Origin of the sequence: Acinetobacter variabilis (genome assembly GCF_000369625.1) — a bacterium.
Classification (GTDB): domain Bacteria; phylum Pseudomonadota; class Gammaproteobacteria; order Pseudomonadales; family Moraxellaceae; genus Acinetobacter; species Acinetobacter variabilis.
In genome coordinates this window covers 236,386-261,680 of the sequence record NZ_KB850112.1, presented here as the reverse complement: position 1 = coordinate 261,680, position 25,295 = coordinate 236,386, and the positions used below count along the sequence as shown (strand labels likewise).

Sequence of the window (25,295 nt, the reverse complement as noted above, 5' to 3'; positions counted from 1 at the left end):
CTTTATTTTAAAAATTCAATATTATTTTTTTGGGCTTTTCACCACTACCAATCGTTTCTGCACAAATTCTTTGAAACCATCAATTGAAAGTTCATGACCATAACCTGAATTTTTGATCCCGCCAAATGGTAGCTCTGGCGCAGTGTCGGTATACCAGTTAATCCAGATCATGCCGGTTTCTACACGTGAAGCCAGCTTTTTCGCCCGCTCAATATTTTGTGAATGAATCACGCCTCCGAGACCATAATTGGAATCATTGGCAATCGATACAATTTCATCTTCATCTTTTGCCACATAAATTTGAGCGACCGGGCCAAAGAATTCTTCATACCAAGCCGGATTATCACGGCTGATATTTTCCAGAATAGTTGGCTGATAGAAATTACCTTCATGTTCATAAGGCTTACCACCAGTCAAAACTTTCGCGCCATTCTCTACAGCTTTATCCACCTGCTTGGTCAGTTTTTCCAACGCATCTGCTGAAGACAGTGGGCCAAGAGTAGTTTCAGAATCCAATGGATCACCAATTTTTAAGCCTTCAAAGACCTCGAGCATGCCCGCTTTAAATTGTTCTGCAATTTTCTCATGCAGGATAAAACGTTTAGCTGCTGTACAAACTTGCCCCGTGTTATTAACGCGTGCCTGACAGCCAATTTTGATCGCTTTTTCCAGATCAGCATCATCCAGCACAATGAATACATCATTACCACCCAATTCTAATGTGGATTTGGTGACATGTTTACCGGCCTGCCCCGCTACTGCACGCCCTGCACCTTCTGATCCCGTAAGAGCAACGCCTTGTACACGTGGATCTGCGATAATATCTGCGACCTGATCACTACTGATAAACAGATTAGTCCACACACCTTTCGGTGCGCCTGCATCAAGAATCAACCGTTCAAAGGCTTCAGCACATTGCGGAACGATGCTGGCATGCTTGGCTACCACAGGGTTACCAATTGCGCAGTTCGGGGCAAAGACACGCATCAATTGATAGAATGGGAAGTTCCAAGGCTCTACCGCCATAATAATTCCTAAGGGATGATGTTCTACCCAAGCTTCTCCCAGTTCCGTTTCATAAGAAACTGGCGCTAAAAACTCTTTGGCATGATCAGCATAGTATTCAGCAATTTTGGCGCAGGTTTCGATTTCACCTTCACTCTGCTTGATCAGCTTACCCATATCCAGCGTCATGATTTTAGCCAGTTCTGACTTGCGTTCCCGCATGTTGCTTGCCAGTTTACGAAGTACCTCAATTCGGGTATCTACGTGTTGAGTCCAATCCGACTTCAGGATTTTTTCTGCAGTATCGAGTGCATGTTGAATATCTTGATCGCTATGCGATGGGTAGTCTTTCAATTTTTGATTGGTAAATGGATTAATAGATTGATAAGCCATAGTTTTCCCTTTTTTCAATTATAAGTTTTGCCTGTTCTAAACTTCTATCGTATTAAGCTATAACAAGCGAAATCTGTTCGAATCATTTAACTTATCACTGATTTTTTTATGGCGTGTGCAGGTTTACAGATTGGTTCAAAACATTACTGAGAAATGGTAAAAGTTATATCGAGCGGTACAAAATAAAGTTTTCTAATAAATATCAAACTAAAGCCAATAGTGCTGAAGTTAGGGTTCGAGCAAACTATTGATATACGCTGAATTATCAGGAGACTTTCCCTTGGGAGATTTTAGGCAGCCAACTTATAAAAGTCTTCGGCCATTTGATTTGGTGTCTTAAAACCCAAACCCTTTTGAATTCTTCGATGATTATAAAATAACTCAATGTATTTTATAATATCTGCTTTGGCTTCTTCTCTGGTTTGATAGTTGTAATGATGCACTAACTCATTTTTCAGTATTCCCCAAAAGCTTTCAATCGGTGCATTATCGTAACAGTCTCCGCGCTTGCTCATTGAACCTTGAAAACCATATTGCTCAAGTATATTTCGATATTCATGGCTGCAATATTGACTTCCTCTGTCTGAATGCACAATCAGTTCTTTGGTTGGTTTTTGATTGTGAATAGCCATATTTAGCGCATTACAAACAAGCTGTGTTGTCATGCGCTCATTTAAGCTATAGCCAACCACTTGCTTCGTGTAAAGGTCTTTTACCGCTGCTAAGTACAGCCATCCTTCAACAGTCCATATGTACGTAATATCACTTGACCATGCTTGATTTGGTCTAGTCATTGAGAATTGTTGCTCCAGCAGGTTTTCATAGATCGCTCGATTATGGTCACTATTCGTAGTCCTTTTAAAACGCTTGTGTCGCTTACAATACAGGTGGTTCAGCGCTTTTATCTGACGTACAGCGTACATACTCATTTTTATGCCCTGAGCTTGTAAGTATTTGGTTAATCGAATATAACCATAGCTCTGCCTTGTCTCCTCATGGGCTATTTTCACCAATATCGTCTGTTGATTTCGTTGAATCGTTCTTTTGCTCACGCCTCTCTTGAGCCAATCATAAAAACATGAAACTGAAACATGAAGTAATCGAGCCATTAAGGTAATTGGAAATGAATATCTTTTTTGTTTCATATAGGCGTACCTTACTGACTTTCTTTGGCAAAGTACGCTGCTGCCTTTTTTAAAAATTCACGTTCCATTTCAGCTATTTTGAGCTGTTGTTTGAGTTTTTTATTTTCTTCGAGTAGAGCGTTTAGATCAGGTGAATACTGTTTTGTACCTGCTAAAGTTCCAGCCTTTGCTTTGGTATTCCAATTTGAAAGAGTTTGCATTGAAATGCTAAGTTGTCTAGCTGTTTCCGAGACATTGCCTTGATTGGCTTCAATTAATTTGATGGCTTCAGCTTTAAATTCTGTGGTGTAAGTCTTGTATTTCTTGCTCATGGTAAACTCCTGATGAGTGTGTTTAGTTTACCAAGTTAAAACCTCCTGTTTTTTCAGCACACATCACTATAAAAAGCTTGAAGTATCAAGTTTAGCAGAAGGATTTGATGAGACATTTAAGGTGAGGATTGTGGAGAATGGGGAGTTTGAGATTATTCCCCATTCTATTTAAAACATTTCATATATAAGATTTAAGATTATTCCTCAAATATTTTTTGAAAATATGAATAAACCTCAAATTATTTATAATTTTTTAGAACGTATCAAACCTTATGTAAATGCTGGTACTTTACAGCCATATGAATGCTTAGCAATTGGGTTAGAAGTCGAACCTGACAGTGAAAATTACGATCGCTTAAGAATACAACTTGCGAATAACATTTATGACTTGGTTGATTTTATGAGAGCTGATCAGCCATCCAATGAATATAGTTGGCAGCAAGACTTAATTGACTTAATTTCTTACACAAGTTTCGATGTTCATAACTTTTACTCAACCGCAAGATCACTCTACCCTGATATTCAATCACATATCTACTCTCAAATTAGGATTTGGGAATTAATCAATAACAAGTCACTCACTTTGAACATTAACGATATAAATGATATTAAAAATAATACTTTAAATTTAATACTTTCTATTTTAGATAATAAATCTTTAGATGATAGCGTTAGATCATTTATTGTTAAAAAATTAAGAAAGATCGTTGAAGCTTTAGACTACTACCATATATTTGGAAACGATGGGTTATTAGAAATTCTTGAAGAATCGATTGGTCATACATTTACCAATCAAAAGTACGAAGATTTTATGAGAAGTGAAAAAAGCCAAGATTGGAAAATGTATTTAGGAGGTTTGGCATTAGGTCTAGGAATAACTGACAGCATCTTTTCTATTGGAAGTACTATTCAAGGTTTACTCCCATAAAAAAACCACCCTTTCGGGTGGTTTTTTCAATCTTAAACCAGCAATTACATTGCGCGGTTTTTGATTTTGCGGATCGTTTCCAGCTGAGCAGCAGTTTCTGCAAGAGCAGCCAAAGCAGCAGCAGAGTCCAAATCGCTCTTTTGATTTGCGAGCAATTGTTCAGCGTGTTTACGCGCTTCAATAATTGCAGCTTCATCCAAGTTTTCTGCACGGACTGCTGTATCAGCAAGAACCGTAACAACATGCGGTTGAACTTCTAGAACACCACCAGATACATAGATTAATTCTTCTGTACCGTTTTCCAAAATAACGCGGATCGCGCCAGGTTGGAGCAAAGTTACCAGCGGAGCATGACCAGGCATAATACCTAACTCACCGCCAGCACCTTTAGCAATTAGCATAGTTACAGTGCCTGAGTACAAAGACTCTTGAACACTTACAACGTCACATTGCATAGTCGCCATGAGAATCTCCTAAATTAGGGAACTAATTAAAGTTTCTCAGCTTTAGCAATCACTTCGTCAATACCACCAACCATGTAGAACGCTTGTTCTGGGATGTGATCGTATTCACCAGCTAGAAGACCTTTAAAGCCACGAATCGTTTCTTTAAGCGGTACAAGTTTACCAGGAGCACCAGTAAACACTTCAGCTACGTGGAACGGTTGAGAGAAGAAACGTTGGATCTTACGTGCACGGTATACAGTAAGTTTGTCTTCTTCTGACAATTCGTCCATACCAAGAATTGCGATAATGTCTTTCAATTCTTTATAACGTTGAAGAACGTTTTGAACTGAACGAGCGATTTCGTAATGCTCAGTACCAACTACAAGTGGATCTAGCTGACGTGAAGTAGAGTCAAGTGGATCGATCGCAGGGTAAATACCTTGAGAAGCGATGTCACGGCTCAATACAACAGTTGCGTCCAAGTGAGCGAACGTAGTTGCAGGCGATGGGTCAGTTAAGTCATCGGCAGGTACGTATACCGCTTGGATTGACGTAATAGAACCAGACTTAGTCGATGTAATACGTTCTTGAAGAACACCCATCTCTTCTGCAAGAGTCGGTTGGTAACCTACTGCAGATGGCATACGGCCTAGAAGTGCTGATACTTCAGTACCTGCTAGTGTATAACGATAGATGTTGTCGACGAACAATAGTACGTCACGGCCTTTACCGTTTTCGTCTTTTTGATCACGGAAGTACTCAGCCATAGTCAGACCAGTCAAGGCTACGCGTAAACGGTTACCTGGTGGCTCGTTCATCTGACCGTAGACCATTGCTACTTTGTCTAGAACGTTAGAGTCTTTCATCTCGTGATAGAAGTCATTACCTTCACGGGTACGCTCACCAACACCAGCAAACACAGATAAACCTGAGTGAGCTTTAGCGATGTTGTTGATCAACTCCATCATGTTTACAGTTTTACCAACACCGGCACCACCGAACAGACCAACTTTACCACCTTTCGCGAACGGGCAAAGTAAGTCGATGACTTTAATACCAGTTTCTAGAAGGTCAGTAGAAGCCGCTTGTTCTGCATAAGAAGGCGCTTGACGGTGAATTGGTAAACGCTCTTCAGTCGCAACAGGACCAGCTTCGTCGATAGGGCGACCAAGAACGTCCATGATACGGCCAAGAGTCGCTGTACCTACTGGTACAGAGATCGGAGCGTTAGTGTTAGTTACGTTCAAACCACGCTTAAGGCCTTCAGTAGAACCCATTGCAATAGTACGAACTACGCCATCACCAAGTTGTTGCTGAACTTCTAAAGTAGTTTCAGTACCGTCAACTTGGAGAGCGTCATAGATCTTAGGAACGCTGTTACGTTCAAACTCGACGTCGATAACCGCGCCGATGATCTGAATGATACGACCGCTACTCATTGCTGTCTCCTCAATTCAAACTAATATATGTTAAACGGCAGCGGCACCACCAACGATCTCAGAAATTTCCTGAGTAATCGCGGCTTGACGCAGCTTGTTATAAATAAGTTGCAGGTTCTTGATCAACTCACCCGCGTTATCAGTTGCAGCTTTCATTGCAACCATACGAGCAGACTGCTCACACGCGATGTTTTCGATCACACCTTGATACACCACAGACTCGATGTAACGAACCAACAAGCCATTTAAAAGCTCTTCAGCTTCAGGCTCGTAGATGTAGTCCCAACCGTATTGACGGTTAAGCGTCTTGTCTTCTTCAGCAGCTGCCAAAGGAACAAGCTGTTCGATCTTTTGGTTTTGAGTCATGGCGTTGACAAAGCCGTTAGAAACCAGATAAATACGATCTAATTCGCCTTTATCATAAGCGTCTAACATCACCTGTACAGAACCAGATAACTGTTCAAGACTTGGAGTGTCGCCCACTTGAGTGGTCGCACCAAGCACTTTACCGCCGTAGTTTTTAAAAAACGAAACCGCTTTTTGACCAATCAAAGCAAATTGAACTTCAATTGACTGCTCTTGTTGCTGCTGAACGTGTTTTACCACTTTCTTGAACAGGTTAATGTTCAAACCACCAGCAAGGCCACGATCTGAAGACACAATGATATAGCCAACGCGCTTAACAGGACGTTCAACCATATAACGGTGTTTATATTCAGGATTCGCTTGTACCAAATGAGCAATTACACGGTGCATATTTTCGGCATACGGACGGCCTTGAGCCATGCGCTCTTGCGCACGACGCATCTTAGAAGCTGCTACCATCTGCATCGCGCGAGTAATTTTCTGCGTGCTTTTGATACTAGCTACTTTGGCGCGAATTTCTTTTAAATTTGCCATACGCTTAACCTAGTATTCGAAGGCCCTTACGAGCCCTCGAAGGTTGATTCCGTGAACCAAACCAACACCAATCTAGCAAGTTGCTAAATTAGTAAGTTTGAGTCGCTTTGAATTTTTCAATACCAGCTTTGAATTCAGCTTCGATATCTTTATCCCAAGCACCAGTCTCGTCAATTTTTTGCATTAATGCAGCGTGTTCTGAACGGAAGTAAGCAATTAACGCAGCATCAAAGTCTACGATTTTCTTAACTTCTACGTCAGCCATGTAGCCTTCGTTAGATGCATAAACTGATACAGCTTGGTCAGCGATTGAGTATGGAGCATATTGTTTTTGCTTCATCAACTCAGTTACGCGTTGACCGTGTTCAAGCTGTTTACGAGTTGCTTCGTCAAGGTCAGAAGCGAACTGAGCAAACGCTGCCAATTCACGGTACTGTGCAAGTGCAGTACGGATACCACCAGACAATTTCTTGATGACTTTAGTCTGCGCAGAACCACCAACACGAGATACAGAGATACCCGCGTTCACAGCAGGACGAATACCCGCGTTGAACAATGATGTTTCTAGGAAGATCTGACCATCAGTAATCGAAATTACGTTGGTTGGTACGAATGCAGATACGTCACCTGCTTGAGTTTCAATAATCGGCAATGCAGTTAATGAACCAGTTTGGCCTTTAACTTCACCGTTAGTGAATTTCTCAACGTAGTCAGCAGATACACGAGAAGCACGTTCAAGTAGACGTGAATGTAGATAGAACACGTCACCTGGATAAGCTTCACGACCTGGTGGACGACGAAGAAGCAATGAAATTTGACGGTAAGCAACAGCTTGTTTAGACAAGTCATCATAGATGATAAGCGCGTCTTCACCGCGGTCACGGAAGTATTCACCCATTGTACAGCCAGAGTATGGAGCCAAGAACAGCATTGCTGCTGGATCGGCTGCAGCTGCTGCTACAACAGTTGTATACGCCATAGCGCCAGTTTCTTCTAGCTTACGTACTACGTTTGCGATAGTTGATTGTTTTTGACCAACTGCAACGTAGATACATTTAATGCCAGAGTTTTTCTGAGCGATGATCGCGTCGATCGCCATAGCTGTTTTACCAGTCTGACGGTCACCAATGATCAACTCACGTTGACCACGGCCTACTGGGATCATTGTATCTACTGATTTATAACCAGTTTGTACAGGTTGATCCACTGATTGACGCCAAATTACGCCTGGTGCTACTTTTTCAACAGCATCAGTCAGTTTTGCATCAATAGGGCCTTTACCATCAATCGGGTTACCCAAAGCGTCTACGACACGGCCAAGAAGTTCAGGACCAACCGGAACTTCTAATACACGACCTGTACAACGAGCTTTTTGACCTTCTTGAAGGCTTAAGTAGTTACCTAAAACAACGACGCCCACTGAATCCTGTTCTAGGTTCAGTGCCATACCGTATAAGCCGCCGTCGAATTCGATCATTTCACCGTACATTGCATCAGCAAGGCCGTGAATGCGCACAATACCGTCGGATACCATAACAATGGTACCTTCGTTTTTAGCGGTCGCGCTGGTGTCCAGATCGCCGATACGCTGTTTAATGAGCGCACTGATCTCGGATGGATTCAGTTGTTGCATTGCGCTATACCTCAATCTTTTTAAAGTTCAGTCTTCTTATTTCTTAAGCAAGAAGACGAGTACGCATTTTTTCAAGCTTATTAAGCGCAGAATCATCTATCACTTGGTCGCCTGCACGAATAACCACACCCACGATTAACGCCGGGTTAACTTCTACAGAAACGTTTACTGCTGCATTGAATTTTTTCTCTAACGCACGAGTAAGAAGTTGTTCCTGTACAGAAGTCAATGGGAATGCTGATTCAATTACAACATCCACAGTATTGTTATTCTGTGATTTGAGCTGTTCATATTCTGCAGCGATTTCAGGAAGCAAAGCCAAACGTGCGTTTTCAGCAAGCATAGTCAAAAAGTTTGACACTGCAGGCGTTTGGTCTTCGCCTAAAACTTTAGCAAAAAGTGCCACCTGCTCAGCAGGTGTCAACTCAGGGCGATTTAGATAAGCTGAAAATGCTTCGTCTTGCACCGCAGCACTGAGCAATTCAAGTGCAGTTGACCAAGAGTCAGCTGTACCTTGCTCAGAAGCGTAAGCAAATGCTGCTTTAGCGTAAGGGCGTGCCAACGTCAAGAGTTCAGCCATAATCCGCCTCTCTTAAAGTTTAGCAGCCAGCTGAGTCAGCATGGCATTGTGAGCTTCTGCGTCAACTTGCTGGCTAAGAATTTTCTCAGCACCAGCAACTGCAAGAGCAGCCACTTGTTGACGTAATTCTTCGCGAGCAGCATTGATTTCAGTATCAACAGCTTCTTTAGCTTGTTGACGAATACGCTCACCTTCAGCTGACGCTTGAGTACGAGCTTCTTCGACCAATTGCGCTGCACGACGGTTCGCTTGTTCGATCAATTGAGCCGCTTGTGCTTTTGCCGCGTCCAGTTCAGCTTTCACTTGTGCTTGCGCATCTGCAAGGTCAGCCTTCGCTTTTTCAGCAGCATTTAAGCCATCAGCGATTTTACGCTGACGTTCACTAATCGCATTGATTAGTGGTGGCCATACAAACTTCATGCAGAATGCGACGAAAATCGCAAACGCAATCGCTTGGCCAAACAATGTGAGGTTGATATTCATTGCAAATTCCTCAAATAGTGAATTTCGGAATTAAGCTGATTAACCTACAAATGGATTAGCGAAGATGAAGAACAAGCCAATACCAACACCGATCATAGGCACAGCATCAAGAAGACCCGCGATTAAGAACATACGAGTTTGAAGTTGTGGAGCCAATTCTGGTTGACGAGCTACAGCTTCAAGGAAACGGCCGCCTAGAAGACCAAAACCAATCGCAGTACCTAAAGCACCGAAAGCGATCAAGATAGCAGATGCAATTGCAACTAGACCTAAAGTGAGTTCCATGATAATTCCTCAGAGGTTAGGTTTATACCAAATTAAGTTAAAAAATTGTGCCCAACCATCCCGTGACAGTTAGGCAATACCATTAATGCTTTTCGCTTGCCATGCTCAAGTATACGATAGTCAGCATCATGAAAATGAATGCTTGTAGCGTAATAACAAGAATGTGGAAGATCGCCCAAGGCACAGATAACGCCCACTGGATCCAGAACGGTAATAACGCGATAAGAATGAAGATTAACTCACCCGCATACATGTTACCGAATAGTCGTAGAGCCAATGAAACTGGACGTGCAAGGAAGGTTACCAATTCCAGAATCAAGTTCACTGGAATAAGAATCGCTTTTGCAACTGGGTTACTTGGGTTAAATGGGTTAAGTGCTAGTTCACCAACGAAGCCGCCAACACCTTTTTCACGGATGCTGTAGAACAAGATAAGTGCAAATACAGACAATGACATACCAAGGGTAATGTTAGGGTCAGTAGATGGAACGATCTTGAAGTATACGTGGTGTGGATCAATACCAAACAGGCCACCAATCACGTGTTGAGCGACATAAGGAATCCAGTCAACCGGGATAAGGTCCATCAAGTTCATGAGGAAAATCCACACGAAGATGGTTAGCGCTAGTGGAGCGATCAAACGCGATTTACCATGGAAGGTATCGCGTACACTTGAGTCAACAAACTCGATAATCATTTCGATTGCAGACTGGAACTTGGTAGGAACACCAGAGTTTGCAGCTTTCGCTACGAGCCAGAATAACAAGCAGAAAATGATACCGAGGCCGATTGACCAACCCATTGAATCCAAGTGAATAGCAGTGAACCCCATCTGTTGAGCTTCAGCACCATTCTCGGCCAATTTCCATGTACCGTCTGGCATTTTGCCATAGGTCATATTGGTCAAGTGATGCTTGATATACTCGGTCGAAGTAAGGGCATGTTCTTCAGCAGCCATAAATCACACCTGGTCAATGTCAAAAAACTATAGAACAAACGAATATCGCGTGCTGCTTGATATCTCGCCTGCTCCTAAAAAAACTTTTCAATTTTTTGTTGTGTTTAAACTCGTTTTTGTAGACGTGACACCCAAAAAGGAGCGACCCACGACATGGCTTGAACGAGCATAAAACCACAAAACAACGCAACCGGGGATAACGGCTTGACATTGCTTAAAATTAAAATGAAACCAACAATCACAATTGCAAACTTGCCCATCAGGCCTTTATACATGTTCGAAAGAACCTGCTTAGATGCCCGGGCTCCTGCCGCTCGAAATGATTGCCATGAAAAATAACAACTCGCAAGCCAGCAGACGAACGCCCCCAAAGCGGCACTCAAGGCTAAGGTTGAGTCTTTCACGACCCAGCCAATCAAGGCTGAAACAGGAATCATTAATGCTTGTAAGAGGACTAAAGCTTTCGCTAATCGTCGGTCAATCAAGCGACTAGTTCGGCTCATTATTTATTCACTCACAGCAAGCATGCTTGACAAGTTTAGCTGATGATTATTTTTAATCGCAGGCATTATAGAGTTACACCCCTGAACATGCAATCTTTTCCCGACCTTAGTCGTGTTTTTTTCAACAGATCAAATGCTGGCAAACTAATCAAAACTTGATTATTTTTAAATCATTGATGGGCATTTAACACACATTTACGGGTTTGCTCGGCCAATTTCTGCCAGGCCTGGATAAAGTCCCCTGCCCCACTCATGCTTTCATCGACACTCTGGAATACAATCGGTTTCAGTTTACGGTACTGATTTTCACCAGCATGTGCTTCTGCCAGCAGACACATTTTGCTCTGCACACGACTGTCTTGCAGATACTTGATCTGCGCCACGGTTGGTGACACATGTGGATCATCCGTCAAAGCCCCCATGAACTTCAGGTTCAATGGGCGTTCCAGATATTGATAGGCATCATGATAGGACCAATAAGGTTTAGCTTTACTTGTAGAACTATAACGCTGTGCAGTCAAAAACATGGTTTGGGCAAAGTCACGCGCATTTTTCCAATAGGCCTCCCGATGCTCAGGCAGTTGCTGAGAACGTAGGGCTGCAATAAAGAAACCGATACGTACTGCATTGTTAGGATCGAGCCAGACATGGGTATCGATAGTATCTTTTAAGGCTTGCCCACGTGGATTACGCATTGGCAAAGTGGTCAGAATACCCGAATCTAAAATCGCGATACTTTTATTGTTATTGTTCAACACTTTTGCCAACGGTGCTTCATGTGCCTGCCCTAACCAGATCACCAGACCAGCATCCTGAATCGTTTTCCGGTGTGCCGGGGTCAGGCTGACATCATGACCGCTTTGATTAGCCAATAATAAAGTCGGCTGTTCCACGCCTTGAGTAATGGACTTGGCAATCAGATAAATCGGCTGCGTTGAAACCACCAGACTTTGCGACCAGCTTAGGGTGCTGAACAAAGCCAGGCTACACAGGGCAAGGAAACGGAACATGAAGAGAAATCGCTATATAAGGACAAATTTAGTAGTGTTATAATATAACAAAATTACAAAAATACCTATGCCCAATCGAAACTCTGGACGCTTCATGTTAAGATTTGAAATCTTTTAATTTTCAGTTTCGCACCTGAGGTGAACTATGGGTTCATGTTCGCACGAACACCACAATGCATTGCACGGCGTACACGACCATCCAAATGTCGCGCAGCGTCTGGCCGAAGCAGAGAGTCTTTGTGCGGCAAGTGGCGCACGCCTCACTCCTTTACGCAAAGAGGTACTGGAACTGATTCTGAATGCAAGCGGCCCGATGGGTGCGTATGATCTGCTGGCACAAATGAAAAATGCCAGCGACCGTCCTGCTGCCCCACCAACAGTGTACCGTACACTCGACTTTCTATTAGAAAAAGGCTTTATTCACCGCCTGACGTCCATTAATGCCTATATTCCCTGTTGCCATCCGCGTGAAGGCCATCAGGCAGCGTTCTTGATTTGTACTGAATGTAAAGCGGTTAAAGAAGCATCTGCACAAGGTTTATTAGAACAACTGGATGCCTTGGCGGCTTCAGACGATTTTAGTGCACACCACAGCATTATCGAAATTTCAGGAATCTGTCAGCAGTGTCGCAACAAAGCTTGAATGCATCACCCTTGATCCAGCTTTCCAAGATTTGGGTCAATATTGATGATCGTGACATTTTAAAGGCCATTGATTTCTCTTTGCAGGAGAAAGAGATTGTTACGCTGATTGGTCCGAACGGTGCCGGTAAGTCGACCTTAATAAAGGTCATGCTTGGGATCGTCAAACCGAAATCCGGTGAAATCAAAACGGCGCGCAAGCTGAAATTCTCTTATGTGCCACAGAAATTCAATCCTTCACATAGTTTACCGCTACGTGTCAAAGATCTGTTGGCACTAGAAAAATGCCCTTCAGCTATTAAAGCTGAAATCATTCGTGATACCGGCATTGCCAAGCTGGAAAATTCCAAAGTTCAACAGCTTTCTGGCGGTGAACGTCAACGCGTCCTATTGGCTCGTGCCTTATTACGTCAGCCGGATATTCTGGTACTGGATGAACCGATGCAGGGTCTAGATATTCAGTCTGAGGCTGAACTGTATGAATATGTGCGTAGCCTGCCGGAAAAATATGGCTGTGCCATTTTAATGGTATCACATGACCTGCAATGGGTGATGCAAGGTACGCATCGTGTGGTATGCCTGAATAAACATATCTGCTGTAGCGGCCTGCCAGAAAGCGTACAGCAGCATCCAGAATATCAAGCCATTTTTGGTACCAACCGGGTGTTCTACCAGCATCATCATGACCATTGTGCGCATGGTGATTCAGCCACACCATGCCAGCACGATTCACGCCCCCACATTCACCCTGAGCCGGAAGCTTAAGCCATGATGGATTGGTTATCTCTCCTATTACCTGCATGGATTATGGGAACACTCTTGGTGTTCCTGACCGCACCACTCGGCTGTCTGATGTTATGGCGCCGTATGTCTTTCTTTGCTGACACGATGGCACATGGCACTTTATTGGGTGTGGCCATTGCAGGTGCACTCAGTTTGCCATTATGGACTGGTGTCACCTTAATCGCCTTACTATTGGTGGCGATTTTATGGGTACTTCATGACCCACGTTTGCCGAATGATGCATTGTTGGCACTCTGCTCAGCAACCCTGCTCTGTTCAGGCCTACTATTCATTCAGCATTTACCGAGTTTAAGACCGGAACTGCTGAGTTATTTATTTGGTGATCTACTCACTATTTCATGGACAGATCTTCCTACTTTTGCCGTTGTGATTATCTTGGCATTGGCCGTTCTGTATAAAAGTTGGCAGGCGCAAATCCAGATTGCAATTGATCCTGATATGGCGATCAGTGAAGGGGTGAATGCAAAACTGCAACGTCTGATCTTTATGCTCTTATTGGCATTGTTTACTGTATTGGCATTACGTGCGGTCGGTTCTCTTTTGATGGGTGCATTGCTGGTGATTCCAGCTTTGACGGCTCGCCTACTGGCAAATTCTCCTCGTCAAATGGTGATCTGGGCTTTTGTGATTGCACAAATTGGTGTGACAGTCGGGCTCTGGTCAAGTGCAGGTCTGAATACGTCAACAGGTCTGACCATTGTGCTGACCATGTCAGTGCTGTTTGCTGCTATTTTTATCCTGCAGAAGTTTAAAAAACTGGCTTAAGACATGGCAGGCAAATTTTACCTGATCAGTGCCTGCTTGCTTGGACACAAGGTTCGATATGATGGCCGCGACTGTCTGGTAAAAGAGTTGGTCGATTATTTATTGCTGGATCAATATGTCACGATTTGCCCTGAAGTCAGTGGTGGTTTGCCTATACCCCGACCCGCAGCAGAGATTCAAGGCGGGACAGGATTAGAAGTTCTTAAAAGTTTAGCTCAAGTAACAGATATTCAAGGACAGGATGTATCTACTGCTTTTATACAGGGAGCTTATGCTGCCTTGGAGCTAGCACAGAAATTTCAAGTCACCCATGCTATCTTAAAAGCCAATAGTCCATCTTGCGGCAGCAAGCTGATTTATGATGGTTCATTTACTGGAAATAAAATTCAGGGTGATGGCGTGACGGCTGCATTATTTAAACAGCATGATATTGAGGTCATGACTGAAGATGAATTTTTACAGATGATTCTTTAAGAGATCGTTGAATTCCCTCTCTTTTAAGGAGAGGTTTCCCTACTGATGCACCAAACTCAATAAAAACGCAGCTCCAGCGAACAAGCTGGCAAAAGTTCGATTCATGACTTTCTGCTGTTTTGGCGATTTTAGAAGACTCAGAACTTTGGCAGCCAGACCGGTATAACCTGCCATCACAATCAGATCAATCGTCACCATGGTCGCAGCCATAATCACATATTGAATCCATTGCGGTTTAGATAAGTCCAGAAATTGCGGCAATACTGCCAGCAAAAATACAATTGCCTTGGGATTACTCATATTGACTAGAAAACCGTGGATGACGAGTTTTCCAGCTGATTTTCGTGCGAGTTCATGTTTAATTTCAATCGACTGCGCTGGTGCTTTCCACTGCAAAAAGGCCAGATACAATAAATAGGCAACTCCAAACCATTTCACTGCAAGAAATGCCCAAGGTGTAGTCGCGAACAATACCCCTGCCCCGGCAGCCACAATGGCAATTTGAACCAATAGGGCGAGTTGCAGGCCGAGCGCATTCCAGTATCCATGTCGAAAGCCATAATTCAGTCCGCTCGACATTGAAGCAATAGCACCCGCGCCTGGGGAAATACTGATCACCCAACAGGCTAACATATAAGCAAACCAGACTTGATAGGACATGGAGATTTAACTCATTCAAATTCAGGATCTAATTATATGACTTTTCCAATATTTTCAGCCAAAAAAATTGCTTAAACATCAGACTGCATACTATTCACTCTATAGCGCTTCAGGCACAATAGCAGGATTGGATACAGAAAATTTATTACAGGAGCCATGAATGACAGCCCAATCTGTAATTTTGCCATTACCTTCAGATCATGCTCGCTTTATTGTTTTACGTCTGAAAGATCTCAGTATTGAAGATTTTAAGGAACGATTAGAACAGCTCTTTACTACACGCGATCGCCTGATTACCCAACACCCGAATGCGCAAATTAAAACGGCTGTCGCTTTTGGTCCTGAACTCTGGTCAAAACTGTATGAACAGGCACCTGCTGGTTTTAAACAATTAGAGCCAATTCAAGGTTCATTTAATATGCCTGTGGTTCCCGCTGATGTATTGATTCATATTGCCAGTACGCGTGCCGATATCTGTTTCGCCTTGAGTCAGTCTTTCTTCGAAGGTATTCGCGATCAGGTTGAAGTATTAGATGAGCGTGTTTGCTTCCGTTACTTTGATGGCCGTGATATTACCGGTTTCATTGATGGGACTGAAAATCCACAATTTCCGGATGATCGTGCTGAAGTGGCTTTACTCGGTGAAGATGCTGGTATTTTCCAAGACGGTTCATTTATTTTTGCGCAGCGTTATGCGCATAACCTGGATAAATGGAAGAAACTCAAAGTCGATGCTCAAGAACAAGTCATGGGTCGTACCAAACTTGAATCGATTGAACTCGAGGATGAGGTAAAACCTGCCAATGCGCATATCGCTCGTACTGTTGTTGAAGATGAGGAAGGCGAGGAAATGGAAATTCTACGTCACTCTCTGCCTTATGGAGATGGTCGTGGTGACCAAGGCCTATTCTTCATTGCTTATACCAAAGACCTGAAAATCATTGATGCCATGTTAGTGCGTATGTTTGGTACATCAGGCGATGGGATCCATGACTGCTTGCTACATTTCGTGACTCCAATGGATGGTGCGTATTACTTTGCACCAAGTGAGGAGTTGCTAGAAGAGGTTTTGGAAGGGTAAAATTTATAAGGTCGGTGATTGCTACATTCTCCATAATGTAGCAATCTAAAAAATTATTTTTTAAGAAAGTTTCTATAATTAATATTTTCACACCCTAGAGTAAATGTTAAGCACTTTAAATCTGAATCTAAAATCAATTTATAGTCATTAATTTTCCTGTTACTTTCCCTAATATTGGCATTATATAAATATTTTTTCTCTTCTTTAATATAAGAAAAATTATCACCAGCCAATATACTCCCGTAATCACTTTCTAAATTAGCAGATGAAGAATTTACTACTGGAGCTTCAATAACTAAATTTGATAACTTATTATATATAAAAAAGTTAGATATAAATTTTTTATAAGGTCTTTTCACATAATCTAATTCACTAAATTCCCTTATCCGAAAGGCAACTATTTTTTTATCTTGATAAAGTATTTTTAAATCTACAGTTGATTTTAAAGGCACAGTACCTTGATATAAAATATAATTTTTTTGATTATTTAAAACTTCGACGCCATAACTCTTAAGAATGTAATCTCCACCAGAATATTTTTTGTTTTTACCCCCATAATCAACTAAACTTAATTTTAAATTTTTATTTAATTGAGAGAATCTACCAAATTGATCCAGAAATAAAACTGGTTCTTTAATTTGGGTAGCACTTTGCTGGTAATCATTCCAATCTATATTTTTTGCGTGACATGATAGTGAAAAGAAGCTACTGCTAATTATTACTATAGATTTAAGTATTTTCATATTTTAAGTGCCTAAATCAATTTGGTTATAAAAAAAGGAATAGGATCAAATCTTCCTTGCAAGCCTGTACCGAGCAATGCTGAACTTCTTGCCTCGAAATGCAAATGTCCCCCTTTCGATATAGTAGTCATTCCCTTCGCATTTCCAGTAGAACCTGTTTTACCTAAAATTGTCTTAGCATCAACAACATCTCCTTTTTCAACATCTATGGTAGATAGATGTGCATAAAAAAAATAAATTGATTGGCTGTTTGTAATATTTTTTGATGCATAAGTTTTTTGCTTTTCAGGCAAGTCATCAATGTTTACTTCTAATACTATAATTTTGCCATATGCCTTTCCACTATCTGTTGCAATAGCAATAACCCCACTACATACCGCAAAAATATTCGTACCGGAATCAGCAGCTAAATCTATACCTTGATGGTTTCTAGTACCTCCATTTCTAACTTTCCCAAAAGTAGCACTTTTTACATTAGCTAGACCGGCAACTCTTAACTGGTTTATTGCTAAAGGATCTACCCAAATTCCGCTGCCTCCAACAATTTTATTTTCTTGTATTTCGGTACTTGGTGTTGGTGTTGGTGTTGGTGTTGGTGTTGGTGTTGGTGTTGGTGTTGGTGTTGGTGTTGGTGAAGAAATTTGCCCCAATAAAATTTTAATTGTTTCATCTAAAGATAAATTTATTCCAGAAGTTTTAGATTTATCCAATACATAATCATAAATATTAATATGTGCATCGATGTATGCTCTTAGCCATATTCCATAAGCAACTTTTGCATCGTTGTCATATCTTTTCAAATAATCTAAAGCATTTTGTTTACCCTTATTTCCAAATTGTGCAAGCAATAACATTTTTGCTCTTTCTGGGGAAAAACTATTGTTTATGAATGACCTCGCACCTCCAGCTCCTTCATGATGTAATAGATAAGCAAATTTAGCTATTGAGCTCGGCTCTGTTAATTTTTGATAAGGTAGTTTTGACCATTTAAAATTTATAATTGCATAAGCAGCTGCTGCATCAATCGAAAACTCAGAGTTGAATCTAAGATTTAAAAGTTGCTCCTCAGTAAGATATTTATTTTTTGAAGCATATTGCCCTATTAAAGATTCTTGGTTTTTACAAAGTTCAAGCCAAGTACCTTTAAGAAATTGTGTTAATCCTGCGGCATTTGTAGTGGTATTAAAACTTTTGGAATCCCATTCTCCATTACTTTTTTTTGCAGCTTCAGCATGAATTAAAGCTGCTAGACTATGTGGAGTAAATCCATGACGTTTCGAAGCGTCTATAACGAATTTTCTATATTTATTATTTACTGTATTGAGTATGAAGTTCTCTTCTGTAAATTGGCTTGCAATTATATGGGTACTATTACCTAAATCAGTTCTTTTTTGGCTATTTACTGGCTTAGGTAAAATTATAGATGGTTGACTAGTATCTATTTTTTCATTTACCCCTTTTTCAATAGGATCTGCTAAATTTTTTAAGGATTTTTTGATTTCCTCTATTGTCTGTTGAACTATACCCGATTGAGGATAGTGACTGCCGGAGACTTTCATTTGCCTTGAAGTCAGCCTTAAAACTTTTTTCCCTATTGGTAAAGTTTTATGATTAGCTATTAAATCAAAATTACTTTTTATATTTTTATAATAAACTTTTAAACCTTTTGAATGATCTAAGATTTCTATATCATTAATTACACCATCTTTAAAATTTATTTCTTTTGATTTACCATCATATTCTAGTTTTACAATTCCTTTTGAAATAGGTTTAAAAGATAAATCTAATAATATAATTTTTAAAATCAATTCAGCTTCAATCTTATTGATCTCATCAATATGTATTTTTTGACCTACTTGTATTTTATGAATAGAAGAACCATTCAATTTATTAATTTTAGCTATTTTTTGTACTCTAATATTAAATTTTTTCGAGATACCCCACAATGTATCTCCTTTTTTTACAATATAATAATTCACAGAGAACACCTTTATAATTATTGAATATCTTCAATTTGAATTCCATGCTCACCCACATCAAATTCCTCCTCTAAATCTTTAGTATCTAAATCTTCAAAGATATTTGACCATTGCTTAAATCCTACCAATGCTTCATAAGCAACCCATTCTTGAGAAATAGATAATTGCGTTTTACCATTAGAATCAGTTTTACCTTCCCATAAAATTTCCTTATTTTCAGGTATAAACATAGTTACTTCAGCACCTTCAATTCCACTACCACCTAAACTATTAAATAAAAAATCTACAGCGTATGGTCCAGATTTAGGCAACTCAGGAATCTCATAAATAGTTTTGGCTCCTTCTTTAAATATATGCTGCCCCGCTTTACACTCAAACTTCCCACCTGTTACTCCAAATACACCTTGTCCATTAATCTTTAACTGAGATCCACCGGCAGTAAGCACAATTTCTTTAGGGCTTATAATTTCAATTCGATCTTCAGTTGAAATAATTTTTACTTTATGACGAGCAATTGTTTCTATTGCGTCATCTTGTGCCTGGAGTTCGACCTTTCCCTTTGCCGCAACGGCTTTTAATCCTTGTTGAGCTGCAAATAAGCTGATCTTGTCCTGAGCGTGAGCAATCAAAGATTTCCGTGTGGAAAAATTAATATTATCCGCAGCACTGTGGTTAATCTGCTGATCAGCTGAAAGATACAGATCTTCATTAGTTGAGAGTGCAATTGAATTCGGTGCACACAGCAGCATTAAAGCTTGTTTGAAAGTTTCAGCCTTGCTTTGATCTTGCTGTTCAATCTGATCCAGAAATTTTTTTAGATGATCTAACCCTTCTAAGGGGTCTGTTTGCTGATTTTTGGCAATCTCACTTAAAGCCTTACTATGATTCAAATTTGATTCAAGCTGGCTTTTCGCAGGACTGGTATTTAAGTGATTAGCATTGGCATTTTCTTGTTTATAGGTAGAAAGAAGCAAGCCAGCTCCCGCTCTAAGTGCTCCCCATTGATCTGTTCTTAACTCAAAGCCCTCACCACGCCCGTCGCTAGCCTCATCTTCTTTTGGATGACTTAGATTTCCTAAATTTAGCTGACTGGCCCCATGACTACTTTGCAGCTGTGCACTAATCTGTCCAGTTGTATCATCGAAGCGAATCTGGTTAAAACCTTCGCCATCCACCTCTTGAGAACGGATACCACTTAGTTTTTTAGTGAATGGCAATTGCCCCTTCTTATCAAACATAGTTTGATAACGTTCAGCTTCATGAATACGTCCAACAATAAAGGGGCGATCAATATCCCCTTCGAAGAAATCAATCACTACGATTTCCCCGATACGTAGATGGAATCGGGCGCCATAACCTTCACCTGCCCATGGCGTTAGCACATCTACCCAGACCGAATCAGTGTCATTATCATTGGCACCAGCACCACCATCATGCTGATGATCTTCACTACGGGTAAACAAAAAACGGACCTTCACACGTCCCCATTCATCGACATAAATAGTCTCACCTTCAGGCCCTACTACTTTCGCCCGTTGTGGATAGGCCATAGGCCGATGTTGTAGTGGATGATATTTAGGTATTACAGGAATATCTCGACGAATTAAATACAGCTCATTACCTTGTCTCTCATCATCCAGAACTTTCCAGTGACTGGACTGCATGAGCTGATCCAGCTGTAGCAAAAGATCTTTCGGTAAATTATTTTGGTTATAGAAGTGTTTGCCCAAAATTAAAAATTCACGCTCATTGTGCGGATGTTGATCAATTTCGGGATGGTCATGCAGTTCAAACCAGTAACCGACTTGGGCATCACGAACACTACTGCTGGCCTTAAAATATTTGGACTGCATGGCATGATAGTGACTAAGTTGCTGACTGAGTTGATCCAGTTGAGCTGGACTGGATGATGTAGCCTGATCTTCTCTCTTTAGGTCACTGGTCCAAGCTGGACTGATGTTCCAGACATCTTCCAGACTTAAACTGGTATGATCCTGAACACTGCTCTGCTGAATATTCACTAACTGCTGGTTTTGCTCCTGCTCCAGATCTATAGCTTGCCAGCGTTGCAATGCAACACTATTTGGTACAAGTTGTCGCTCAGCAATTAGGCTGGTGATAGTATCGAATTGCTCAGTTGCATGACTGCGATGGAAGCGGATGGAACGGCGTTTTAAGGCTTGAAAATATTGCTGCCCATTAACAAGACGCAGGACTTGTGGCTGAATGGTTTGAGCTGAGATTGGAATAATTAATTCCTTTTCATCAATCAGCCAGTTAATACCCTCACTACGCCATAAGCGGGTCAGAAAATCATAATCACTTTCATTGGACTGTATGACCAATGGCCGTACATCATATTCACGATTTAGTCCGGAAAGATCCAAACTTAAACTTTTCGCAAATAAGCCACTTCGCTTTTGCCATTCAGTAAACAGAATCTCACTAATCGCTTTGATACTTTTATTCAAAAACACACGGCTATTACGGCGTTTATGCCAAAGTGAAGTCGCATCTTCGAGAGTCAGCTGATAGACACTTAAAGCACCATCGCTATGCCCCTGTTTAGCTGCAGTAATAATACCTGTAGTCCGGAAAAGCTTACCTTGATCAGTGACCTGATCAACAGCAACCTGACAGCCAATAAACTGCTTTAAGGCAATATAGGGATGGGTGGATAAACAAAGTAATTCAGCATGTAGTCCCTCATTGATCCAGTGCCTGCCTTCAATACGCTGAATCAGGACCTGAGAATTTAAAATTTCATTGGAAAATCGGAGATGAAGTGCACGCTTCTGTGAGCTTAGACCCAAGCCTTCAAGCACCGTATAAATACTCTGTAGCATTTTATAATTATTATTTGAGGTTATTTTTATCGCACTGATTTTAGGGAATAAGCTTAGAACAATCCATCTTGGTATTTATTTCACATGAATTAACCACGAATAGCCTTACCCTGACCTTATATTCTCTATGCTTATGAAATAGAAGATGTATTCTGTTTCAACCTTTTCGATTTTTCTGATTATTTGCTGATTCACTTACTGCTACACTGAAAGCCGAATACTTTATATCTCCTACATCATCCTCGATTACAGGATAAGCCAGAGGCCAAGGACATGCTTGAGTTACATTCTAAACTTCCCAATCTGGGCGTTACTATTTTTAGTACCATGTCGGCCTTGGCACAAAAACTCGGGGCAATTAACCTGTCACAAGGTTTTCCAGATTTTCCTGCTCCACCACAATTGATTGAAGCCCTCAGTCGGGCGGTTGAAAATGGTTTTAATCAATATGCACCGGGTGATGGTTTACCAGTATTACGTGGGCTGGTCGCTGATCTTTATCAGCATCGTGACCGGCTCACTCTAGATCCGGTAGATGAAATCACCATTACTCCTGGTGCAACGATTGCAATCTTCTGTGCAATTCAGGCAACGGTACGAGCAGGTGAAGAAGTCATTATTTTTGATCCCAGTTATGACAGCTATGCGCCAAGCGTGAAGCTGGTCGGTGCCAAACCGGTACATATCGCTCTAGAATATCCTGGTTTTTCTGTGGACTGGAATAAGGTCAAAGATGCAATCAATGACCGTACCCGCATGATTGTAGTGAATACACCGCATAATCCCACCGGAACGGTATGGACAGAGCAAGACTGGCAGCAGCTGATTGAACTGATTTGTGATCGTAATATCGTGGTTCTGTCCGATGAAGTCTATGAACATCTGGTATTTGATGAAGTTCGTCATCATTCTGCAGCATCATTTCCGGAACTCCGTGAACGCAGTTTTGTGATTGGTTCTTTTGGTAAAACCTTTCATGTGACCGGCTGGAAAACCGGTTTCTGTGTTGCACCACCAGCCTTAATGCAGATGTTCAGACAGATTTACCAGTTTGTCAGCTTCTGTGGCGTGACCCCAATTCAGGTGGCTCTGACCGAATATATGCAACTACATTCTGAACATATTCATGAGCTGTCCGGTTTTTATCAGGCCAAACGGGATCTGTTTAATCATGCACTGACAGATTCCCGTTTTCACTGGACGCCGTCACAAGGCACCTATTTCCAGAATCTGGATTACAGTGAAATTCGTCCTGATCTGGATGCACTGTCGATGTGTCACTATCTGGCGGAACAACACGGTGTTGTGGCGATTCCGGTATCAGCGTTTTATCAGGAGCCGCCTAAAGATTTACACTTATTGCGCTTCTGCTTTGCCAAAAAAGATGAAACCTTGATAGAAGCAGCACATATTCTTTCCAAAGTTTAAAAAAATAGACTTATTGGTTACTGAAAAGCTAAAGCGTTCTTGATGCTGATCAAGGATAATTTAGTCCTGATAAATATATGAAAAATCAAGAACAGGATGTCATATGGCACAGCAAGCATTGGTTCACCAGCAGAATTTATGGAAAACATTTTTTATTTTCCTGTTACCGCTGGTGGTTACCAACATCCTGCAAAGCCTGTCCGGTACGATTAATACTGTTTTTGTGGGGCAAATGTTGGGCGTGCAAGCGATTGCTGCAGTTGCAGTATTTTTCCCGATTCTGTTCTGTCTGATGGCCTTTGTGATTGGTCTCTCTGCAGGTTCTACGGTTCTGGTAGGACAAGCTTGGGGTGCCAGAAATCTTGAAAAAGTGCGCTGTGTAGTTGGCTCTACCCTGTTTATGACGTTGATTGGTGGCAGCCTGATTGCCCTATTGGGTGTATTTTTTGCTGAAAATATCTTGCAATTATTAGGTACAGATCCGGATGTGATGCACCTGTCTTTACCTTATGTACAATGGATGCTGGCTGGTAGTCCTCTGATTTTTATTTATATTATTTATACTTCAATTTTACGCGGGGTTGGAGACAGTACTACGCCACTGTTTGCCTCTGCCCTAACGATTGGTGTAGGCTTGGTAGTGACACCGGTCCTGATCGCGGGTTATTTTGGTTTTCCTAAGATGGGGATCATCTCTCCAGCAATTGCAACCATTCTGGGTAACTTGGCTGTACTGTTATTTCTTATTCTCTATTTAAATTATAAACGTCACCCTCTAAAACCAGACTGGGCTTTAATCAAAGATATTCGTCATCAGCCCCAGCTCAGCAAGACTATCCTGCGCTTAGGTATTCCAACCGGGGTTCAAATGGTCACAACTTCAGTCGCTGGTCTGGTCATTGTGGGTCTGGTCAACCGTTATGGTGCAGAAGCGACGGCGGCCTATGGTGCCGTGAATCAGGTACTGAATTATATTCAGTTCCCTGCTCTTTCTATTGCCATTGCAGCTTCAGTCTTTGGGGCACAGGCCATTGGTGCTGGTAAAAATGATTTGCTCAATAAAGTGACTCGAACTGCCTTAAGTATGAATATCTTGTTCACAGGTAGTCTGGTAATTCTAGCTTATCTGTTTTCTAAATATCTCATGGCTTTGTTTATCACTGACCCGCAGGTCGTGGTCCTAGGTCAGCAACTTCTCTTCATTGTCTTATGGTCGATTCTGTTCTTTGGTGCTAGCGCAATTTTTGCTTCGATCATGCGGGCCAGTGGCACAGTGACAGTCCCGATGTTGATCAATATCATTGCCATTATTGGCATTGAAGTACCAGCTGCCTATATGTTCAGCCGCTGGTGGGGTTTACAAGGGATTTGGTATGGTTATGCCTTGGCATTTGTCTGTCTTTGTATTATGCAAGGCTTGTATTACCAGTTTATCTGGAAGAAAAAAACCATCGAGGCACTGGTTTAATCTTCCAGCTTGGACTACTGGATAAACCTTAGCAAAGCACCTCTAAATAGCGTATTTCCTGCTTAATCCATATTTTTTATATGGATTCATTTTTATTATATTTTTCAGCCATGAAGATCCTTGTTATAAGCAGTGTATTGTATAAAAACACAAGGTCTTCTCATGGCTAAACGACAAATTAAACTGGGTGCTTTTATTCCAACGACTTCGCAACATGCGGCAGGTTGGTGCCATCCTGAATCTCGTCCTCAGGAGCATTTAAGCATCGATTATGCGATTGAATTGGCGAAAACTGCTGAACGCGGCCTGTTTGATGCTTATTTCCTTGCAGATGGTCTGGGACTCCTAGGAAGATGATGCATTCCTCTATGACAAAGAAAACGGTC

At 41.5% G+C, this 25,295-nt stretch carries 25 protein-coding genes; 9 read left to right on the top strand and 16 right to left on the bottom strand.

Translation table 11 applies throughout. From position 1 onward, the window contains the following. Nucleotides 1-21: 21 nt before the first annotated feature. Both F897_RS03790 and F897_RS03785 read right to left on the bottom strand, forming a co-directional pair. Entirely contained in the window at nucleotides 22-1,398 is a 1,377-nt protein-coding gene (locus F897_RS03790; RefSeq protein WP_005233395.1) for an NAD-dependent succinate-semialdehyde dehydrogenase, read from the bottom strand. 290 nt (nucleotides 1,399-1,688) lie between these two features. After that, a protein-coding gene (locus F897_RS03785) for an IS3-like element ISAba22 family transposase (RefSeq protein ID WP_087748731.1) occupies nucleotides 1,689-2,854 on the bottom strand; the annotation gives its coding sequence in 2 pieces (ribosomal slippage) (nucleotides 1,689-2,596 and nucleotides 2,596-2,854; 1,167 coding nt in all). Nucleotides 2,855-3,077: 223 nt separating this feature from the next. On the opposite strand from F897_RS03785, the gene F897_RS03775 reads away from it, so the two are divergent. Next, nucleotides 3,078-3,782 (top strand): hypothetical protein, encoded by a 705-nt coding sequence (locus F897_RS03775; RefSeq protein ID WP_005233394.1) that lies wholly within the window; start codon nucleotides 3,078-3,080, stop codon nucleotides 3,780-3,782. Nucleotides 3,783-3,826: 44 nt separating this feature from the next. Here F897_RS03775 and F897_RS03770 read toward each other — a convergent pair whose 3' ends face one another. From F897_RS03770 to F897_RS03725, 10 genes are all read right to left on the bottom strand, one after another. Then, entirely contained in the window at nucleotides 3,827-4,246 is a 420-nt protein-coding gene (locus F897_RS03770; protein WP_004780711.1) for a F0F1 ATP synthase subunit epsilon, read from the bottom strand. A 26-nt stretch (nucleotides 4,247-4,272) separates the two neighbouring features. Next, nucleotides 4,273-5,667, bottom strand: coding sequence for a F0F1 ATP synthase subunit beta (gene atpD / locus F897_RS03765; RefSeq protein WP_004780710.1), 1,395 nt, complete (start codon nucleotides 5,665-5,667; stop codon nucleotides 4,273-4,275). A 30-nt stretch (nucleotides 5,668-5,697) separates the two neighbouring features. Continuing rightward, nucleotides 5,698-6,567 carry a F0F1 ATP synthase subunit gamma gene (gene atpG / locus F897_RS03760; RefSeq protein WP_004780708.1) on the bottom strand — a complete coding sequence of 290 codons (870 nt, stop codon included), beginning with the start codon at nucleotides 6,565-6,567 and terminating at the stop codon, nucleotides 5,698-5,700. Nucleotides 6,568-6,655: 88 nt separating this feature from the next. Next, nucleotides 6,656-8,200 carry a F0F1 ATP synthase subunit alpha gene (gene atpA / locus F897_RS03755; RefSeq protein WP_005233393.1) on the bottom strand — a complete coding sequence of 515 codons (1,545 nt, stop codon included), beginning with the start codon at nucleotides 8,198-8,200 and terminating at the stop codon, nucleotides 6,656-6,658. Between the two features lie 43 nt (nucleotides 8,201-8,243). Continuing rightward, on the bottom strand, nucleotides 8,244-8,780 hold the full coding sequence (locus tag F897_RS03750; protein ID WP_005233391.1) for a F0F1 ATP synthase subunit delta: 537 nt from the start codon (nucleotides 8,778-8,780) through the stop codon (nucleotides 8,244-8,246). A 12-nt stretch (nucleotides 8,781-8,792) separates the two neighbouring features. After that, nucleotides 8,793-9,263: a F0F1 ATP synthase subunit B gene (locus tag F897_RS03745; protein WP_004780703.1), complete on the bottom strand. Its 471-nt coding sequence runs from the start codon at nucleotides 9,261-9,263 to the stop codon at nucleotides 8,793-8,795. A 39-nt stretch (nucleotides 9,264-9,302) separates the two neighbouring features. Beyond that, nucleotides 9,303-9,548 carry a F0F1 ATP synthase subunit C gene (atpE, locus tag F897_RS03740; RefSeq protein ID WP_000424060.1) on the bottom strand — a complete coding sequence of 82 codons (246 nt, stop codon included), beginning with the start codon at nucleotides 9,546-9,548 and terminating at the stop codon, nucleotides 9,303-9,305. Nucleotides 9,549-9,630: 82 nt separating this feature from the next. Beyond that, nucleotides 9,631-10,506: a F0F1 ATP synthase subunit A gene (gene atpB / locus F897_RS03735; protein WP_004780701.1), complete on the bottom strand. Its 876-nt coding sequence runs from the start codon at nucleotides 10,504-10,506 to the stop codon at nucleotides 9,631-9,633. Between the two features lie 104 nt (nucleotides 10,507-10,610). Continuing rightward, nucleotides 10,611-11,009: an ATP synthase subunit I gene (locus tag F897_RS03730; RefSeq protein ID WP_004780700.1), complete on the bottom strand. Its 399-nt coding sequence runs from the start codon at nucleotides 11,007-11,009 to the stop codon at nucleotides 10,611-10,613. Between the two features lie 170 nt (nucleotides 11,010-11,179). After that, nucleotides 11,180-12,019 (bottom strand): metal ABC transporter solute-binding protein, Zn/Mn family, encoded by an 840-nt coding sequence (locus F897_RS03725; protein ID WP_005233388.1) that lies wholly within the window; start codon nucleotides 12,017-12,019, stop codon nucleotides 11,180-11,182. 145 nt (nucleotides 12,020-12,164) lie between these two features. Here F897_RS03725 and F897_RS03720 point away from each other — a divergent pair, with 145 nt between their 5' ends. The 4 genes from F897_RS03720 to F897_RS03705 are packed head-to-tail and all read left to right on the top strand — an operon-like array spanning nucleotide 12,165 to nucleotide 14,704. Continuing rightward, entirely contained in the window at nucleotides 12,165-12,662 is a 498-nt protein-coding gene (locus tag F897_RS03720) for a transcriptional repressor (protein ID WP_005233384.1), read from the top strand. Next, entirely contained in the window at nucleotides 12,644-13,426 is a 783-nt protein-coding gene (gene znuC / locus F897_RS03715; protein ID WP_005233382.1) for a zinc ABC transporter ATP-binding protein ZnuC, read from the top strand. Before F897_RS03720 ends, znuC begins: the two co-directional genes overlap by 19 nt. A gap of 3 nt (nucleotides 13,427-13,429) precedes the next feature. Continuing rightward, nucleotides 13,430-14,230 carry a zinc ABC transporter permease subunit ZnuB gene (gene znuB / locus F897_RS03710; protein ID WP_005233381.1) on the top strand — a complete coding sequence of 267 codons (801 nt, stop codon included), beginning with the start codon at nucleotides 13,430-13,432 and terminating at the stop codon, nucleotides 14,228-14,230. A 3-nt stretch (nucleotides 14,231-14,233) separates the two neighbouring features. Then, nucleotides 14,234-14,704: a 2-thiouracil desulfurase family protein gene (locus tag F897_RS03705; protein WP_005233379.1), complete on the top strand. Its 471-nt coding sequence runs from the start codon at nucleotides 14,234-14,236 to the stop codon at nucleotides 14,702-14,704. 39 nt (nucleotides 14,705-14,743) lie between these two features. On the opposite strand, the gene F897_RS03700 is transcribed toward F897_RS03705, so the two are convergent. Beyond that, on the bottom strand, nucleotides 14,744-15,364 hold the full coding sequence (locus F897_RS03700) for a LysE family transporter (protein ID WP_005233377.1): 621 nt from the start codon (nucleotides 15,362-15,364) through the stop codon (nucleotides 14,744-14,746). A gap of 160 nt (nucleotides 15,365-15,524) precedes the next feature. Between F897_RS03700 and F897_RS03695 the strand changes: the two genes are divergently transcribed. After that, complete coding sequence (locus F897_RS03695) at nucleotides 15,525-16,445, top strand: Dyp-type peroxidase (RefSeq protein ID WP_005233375.1); 921 nt, start codon at nucleotides 15,525-15,527, stop codon at nucleotides 16,443-16,445. A gap of 53 nt (nucleotides 16,446-16,498) precedes the next feature. Here the strand turns inward: F897_RS03695 and F897_RS03690 are convergent, their stop codons facing one another. The 3 genes from F897_RS03690 to F897_RS03680 are packed head-to-tail and all read right to left on the bottom strand — an operon-like array spanning nucleotide 16,499 to nucleotide 22,013. Beyond that, nucleotides 16,499-17,188, bottom strand: a complete 690-nt coding sequence (locus tag F897_RS03690) for a hypothetical protein (RefSeq protein WP_005233373.1) — start codon at nucleotides 17,186-17,188, stop codon at nucleotides 16,499-16,501. Between the two features lie 11 nt (nucleotides 17,189-17,199). After that, nucleotides 17,200-19,167, bottom strand: a complete 1,968-nt coding sequence (locus tag F897_RS03685; RefSeq protein ID WP_005233371.1) for a peptidoglycan DD-metalloendopeptidase family protein — start codon at nucleotides 19,165-19,167, stop codon at nucleotides 17,200-17,202. 17 nt (nucleotides 19,168-19,184) lie between these two features. After that, nucleotides 19,185-22,013: a type VI secretion system Vgr family protein gene (locus tag F897_RS03680; protein WP_005233370.1), complete on the bottom strand. Its 2,829-nt coding sequence runs from the start codon at nucleotides 22,011-22,013 to the stop codon at nucleotides 19,185-19,187. A gap of 273 nt (nucleotides 22,014-22,286) precedes the next feature. Here F897_RS03680 and F897_RS03675 point away from each other — a divergent pair, with 273 nt between their 5' ends. The 3 genes from F897_RS03675 to F897_RS17905 all read left to right on the top strand — a co-directional run bounded on the left by F897_RS03675 (nucleotide 22,287) and on the right by F897_RS17905 (nucleotide 25,266). Then, nucleotides 22,287-23,441 carry a methionine aminotransferase gene (locus tag F897_RS03675; RefSeq protein ID WP_005233368.1) on the top strand — a complete coding sequence of 385 codons (1,155 nt, stop codon included), beginning with the start codon at nucleotides 22,287-22,289 and terminating at the stop codon, nucleotides 23,439-23,441. Between the two features lie 103 nt (nucleotides 23,442-23,544). Further along, nucleotides 23,545-24,909, top strand: a complete 1,365-nt coding sequence (locus F897_RS03670; RefSeq protein ID WP_005233366.1) for an MATE family efflux transporter — start codon at nucleotides 23,545-23,547, stop codon at nucleotides 24,907-24,909. A 162-nt stretch (nucleotides 24,910-25,071) separates the two neighbouring features. Next, nucleotides 25,072-25,266: a hypothetical protein gene (locus F897_RS17905; RefSeq protein WP_005233364.1), complete on the top strand. Its 195-nt coding sequence runs from the start codon at nucleotides 25,072-25,074 to the stop codon at nucleotides 25,264-25,266. Nucleotides 25,267-25,295 lie beyond the last annotated feature (29 nt).

Bases quoted from the DNA above. Each gene is read 5' to 3' on its own strand.
- F897_RS03790 (WP_005233395.1), bottom strand. From the start codon at position 1,398: ATGGCTTATCAATCTATTAATCCATTTACCAATCAAAAATTGAAAGAC.
- F897_RS03775 (WP_005233394.1), top strand. From the start codon at position 3,078: ATGAATAAACCTCAAATTATTTATAATTTTTTAGAACGTATCAAACCT.
- F897_RS03770 (WP_004780711.1), bottom strand. From the start codon at position 4,246: ATGGCGACTATGCAATGTGACGTTGTAAGTGTTCAAGAGTCTTTGTAC.
- atpD (WP_004780710.1), bottom strand. From the start codon at position 5,667: ATGAGTAGCGGTCGTATCATTCAGATCATCGGCGCGGTTATCGACGTC.
- atpG (WP_004780708.1), bottom strand. From the start codon at position 6,567: ATGGCAAATTTAAAAGAAATTCGCGCCAAAGTAGCTAGTATCAAAAGC.
- atpA (WP_005233393.1), bottom strand. From the start codon at position 8,200: ATGCAACAACTGAATCCATCCGAGATCAGTGCGCTCATTAAACAGCGT.
- F897_RS03750 (WP_005233391.1), bottom strand. From the start codon at position 8,780: ATGGCTGAACTCTTGACGTTGGCACGCCCTTACGCTAAAGCAGCATTT.
- F897_RS03745 (WP_004780703.1), bottom strand. From the start codon at position 9,263: ATGAATATCAACCTCACATTGTTTGGCCAAGCGATTGCGTTTGCGATT.
- atpE (WP_000424060.1), bottom strand. From the start codon at position 9,548: ATGGAACTCACTTTAGGTCTAGTTGCAATTGCATCTGCTATCTTGATC.
- atpB (WP_004780701.1), bottom strand. From the start codon at position 10,506: ATGGCTGCTGAAGAACATGCCCTTACTTCGACCGAGTATATCAAGCAT.
- F897_RS03730 (WP_004780700.1), bottom strand. From the start codon at position 11,009: ATGAGCCGAACTAGTCGCTTGATTGACCGACGATTAGCGAAAGCTTTA.
- F897_RS03725 (WP_005233388.1), bottom strand. From the start codon at position 12,019: ATGTTCCGTTTCCTTGCCCTGTGTAGCCTGGCTTTGTTCAGCACCCTA.
- F897_RS03720 (WP_005233384.1), top strand. From the start codon at position 12,165: ATGGGTTCATGTTCGCACGAACACCACAATGCATTGCACGGCGTACAC.
- znuB (WP_005233381.1), top strand. From the start codon at position 13,430: ATGATGGATTGGTTATCTCTCCTATTACCTGCATGGATTATGGGAACA.
- F897_RS03705 (WP_005233379.1), top strand. From the start codon at position 14,234: ATGGCAGGCAAATTTTACCTGATCAGTGCCTGCTTGCTTGGACACAAG.
- F897_RS03700 (WP_005233377.1), bottom strand. From the start codon at position 15,364: ATGTCCTATCAAGTCTGGTTTGCTTATATGTTAGCCTGTTGGGTGATC.
- F897_RS03695 (WP_005233375.1), top strand. From the start codon at position 15,525: ATGACAGCCCAATCTGTAATTTTGCCATTACCTTCAGATCATGCTCGC.
- F897_RS03690 (WP_005233373.1), bottom strand. From the start codon at position 17,188: ATGAAAATACTTAAATCTATAGTAATAATTAGCAGTAGCTTCTTTTCA.
- F897_RS03680 (WP_005233370.1), bottom strand. From the start codon at position 22,013: ATGCTACAGAGTATTTATACGGTGCTTGAAGGCTTGGGTCTAAGCTCA.
- F897_RS03675 (WP_005233368.1), top strand. From the start codon at position 22,287: ATGCTTGAGTTACATTCTAAACTTCCCAATCTGGGCGTTACTATTTTT.
- F897_RS03670 (WP_005233366.1), top strand. From the start codon at position 23,545: ATGGCACAGCAAGCATTGGTTCACCAGCAGAATTTATGGAAAACATTT.
- F897_RS17905 (WP_005233364.1), top strand. From the start codon at position 25,072: ATGGCTAAACGACAAATTAAACTGGGTGCTTTTATTCCAACGACTTCG.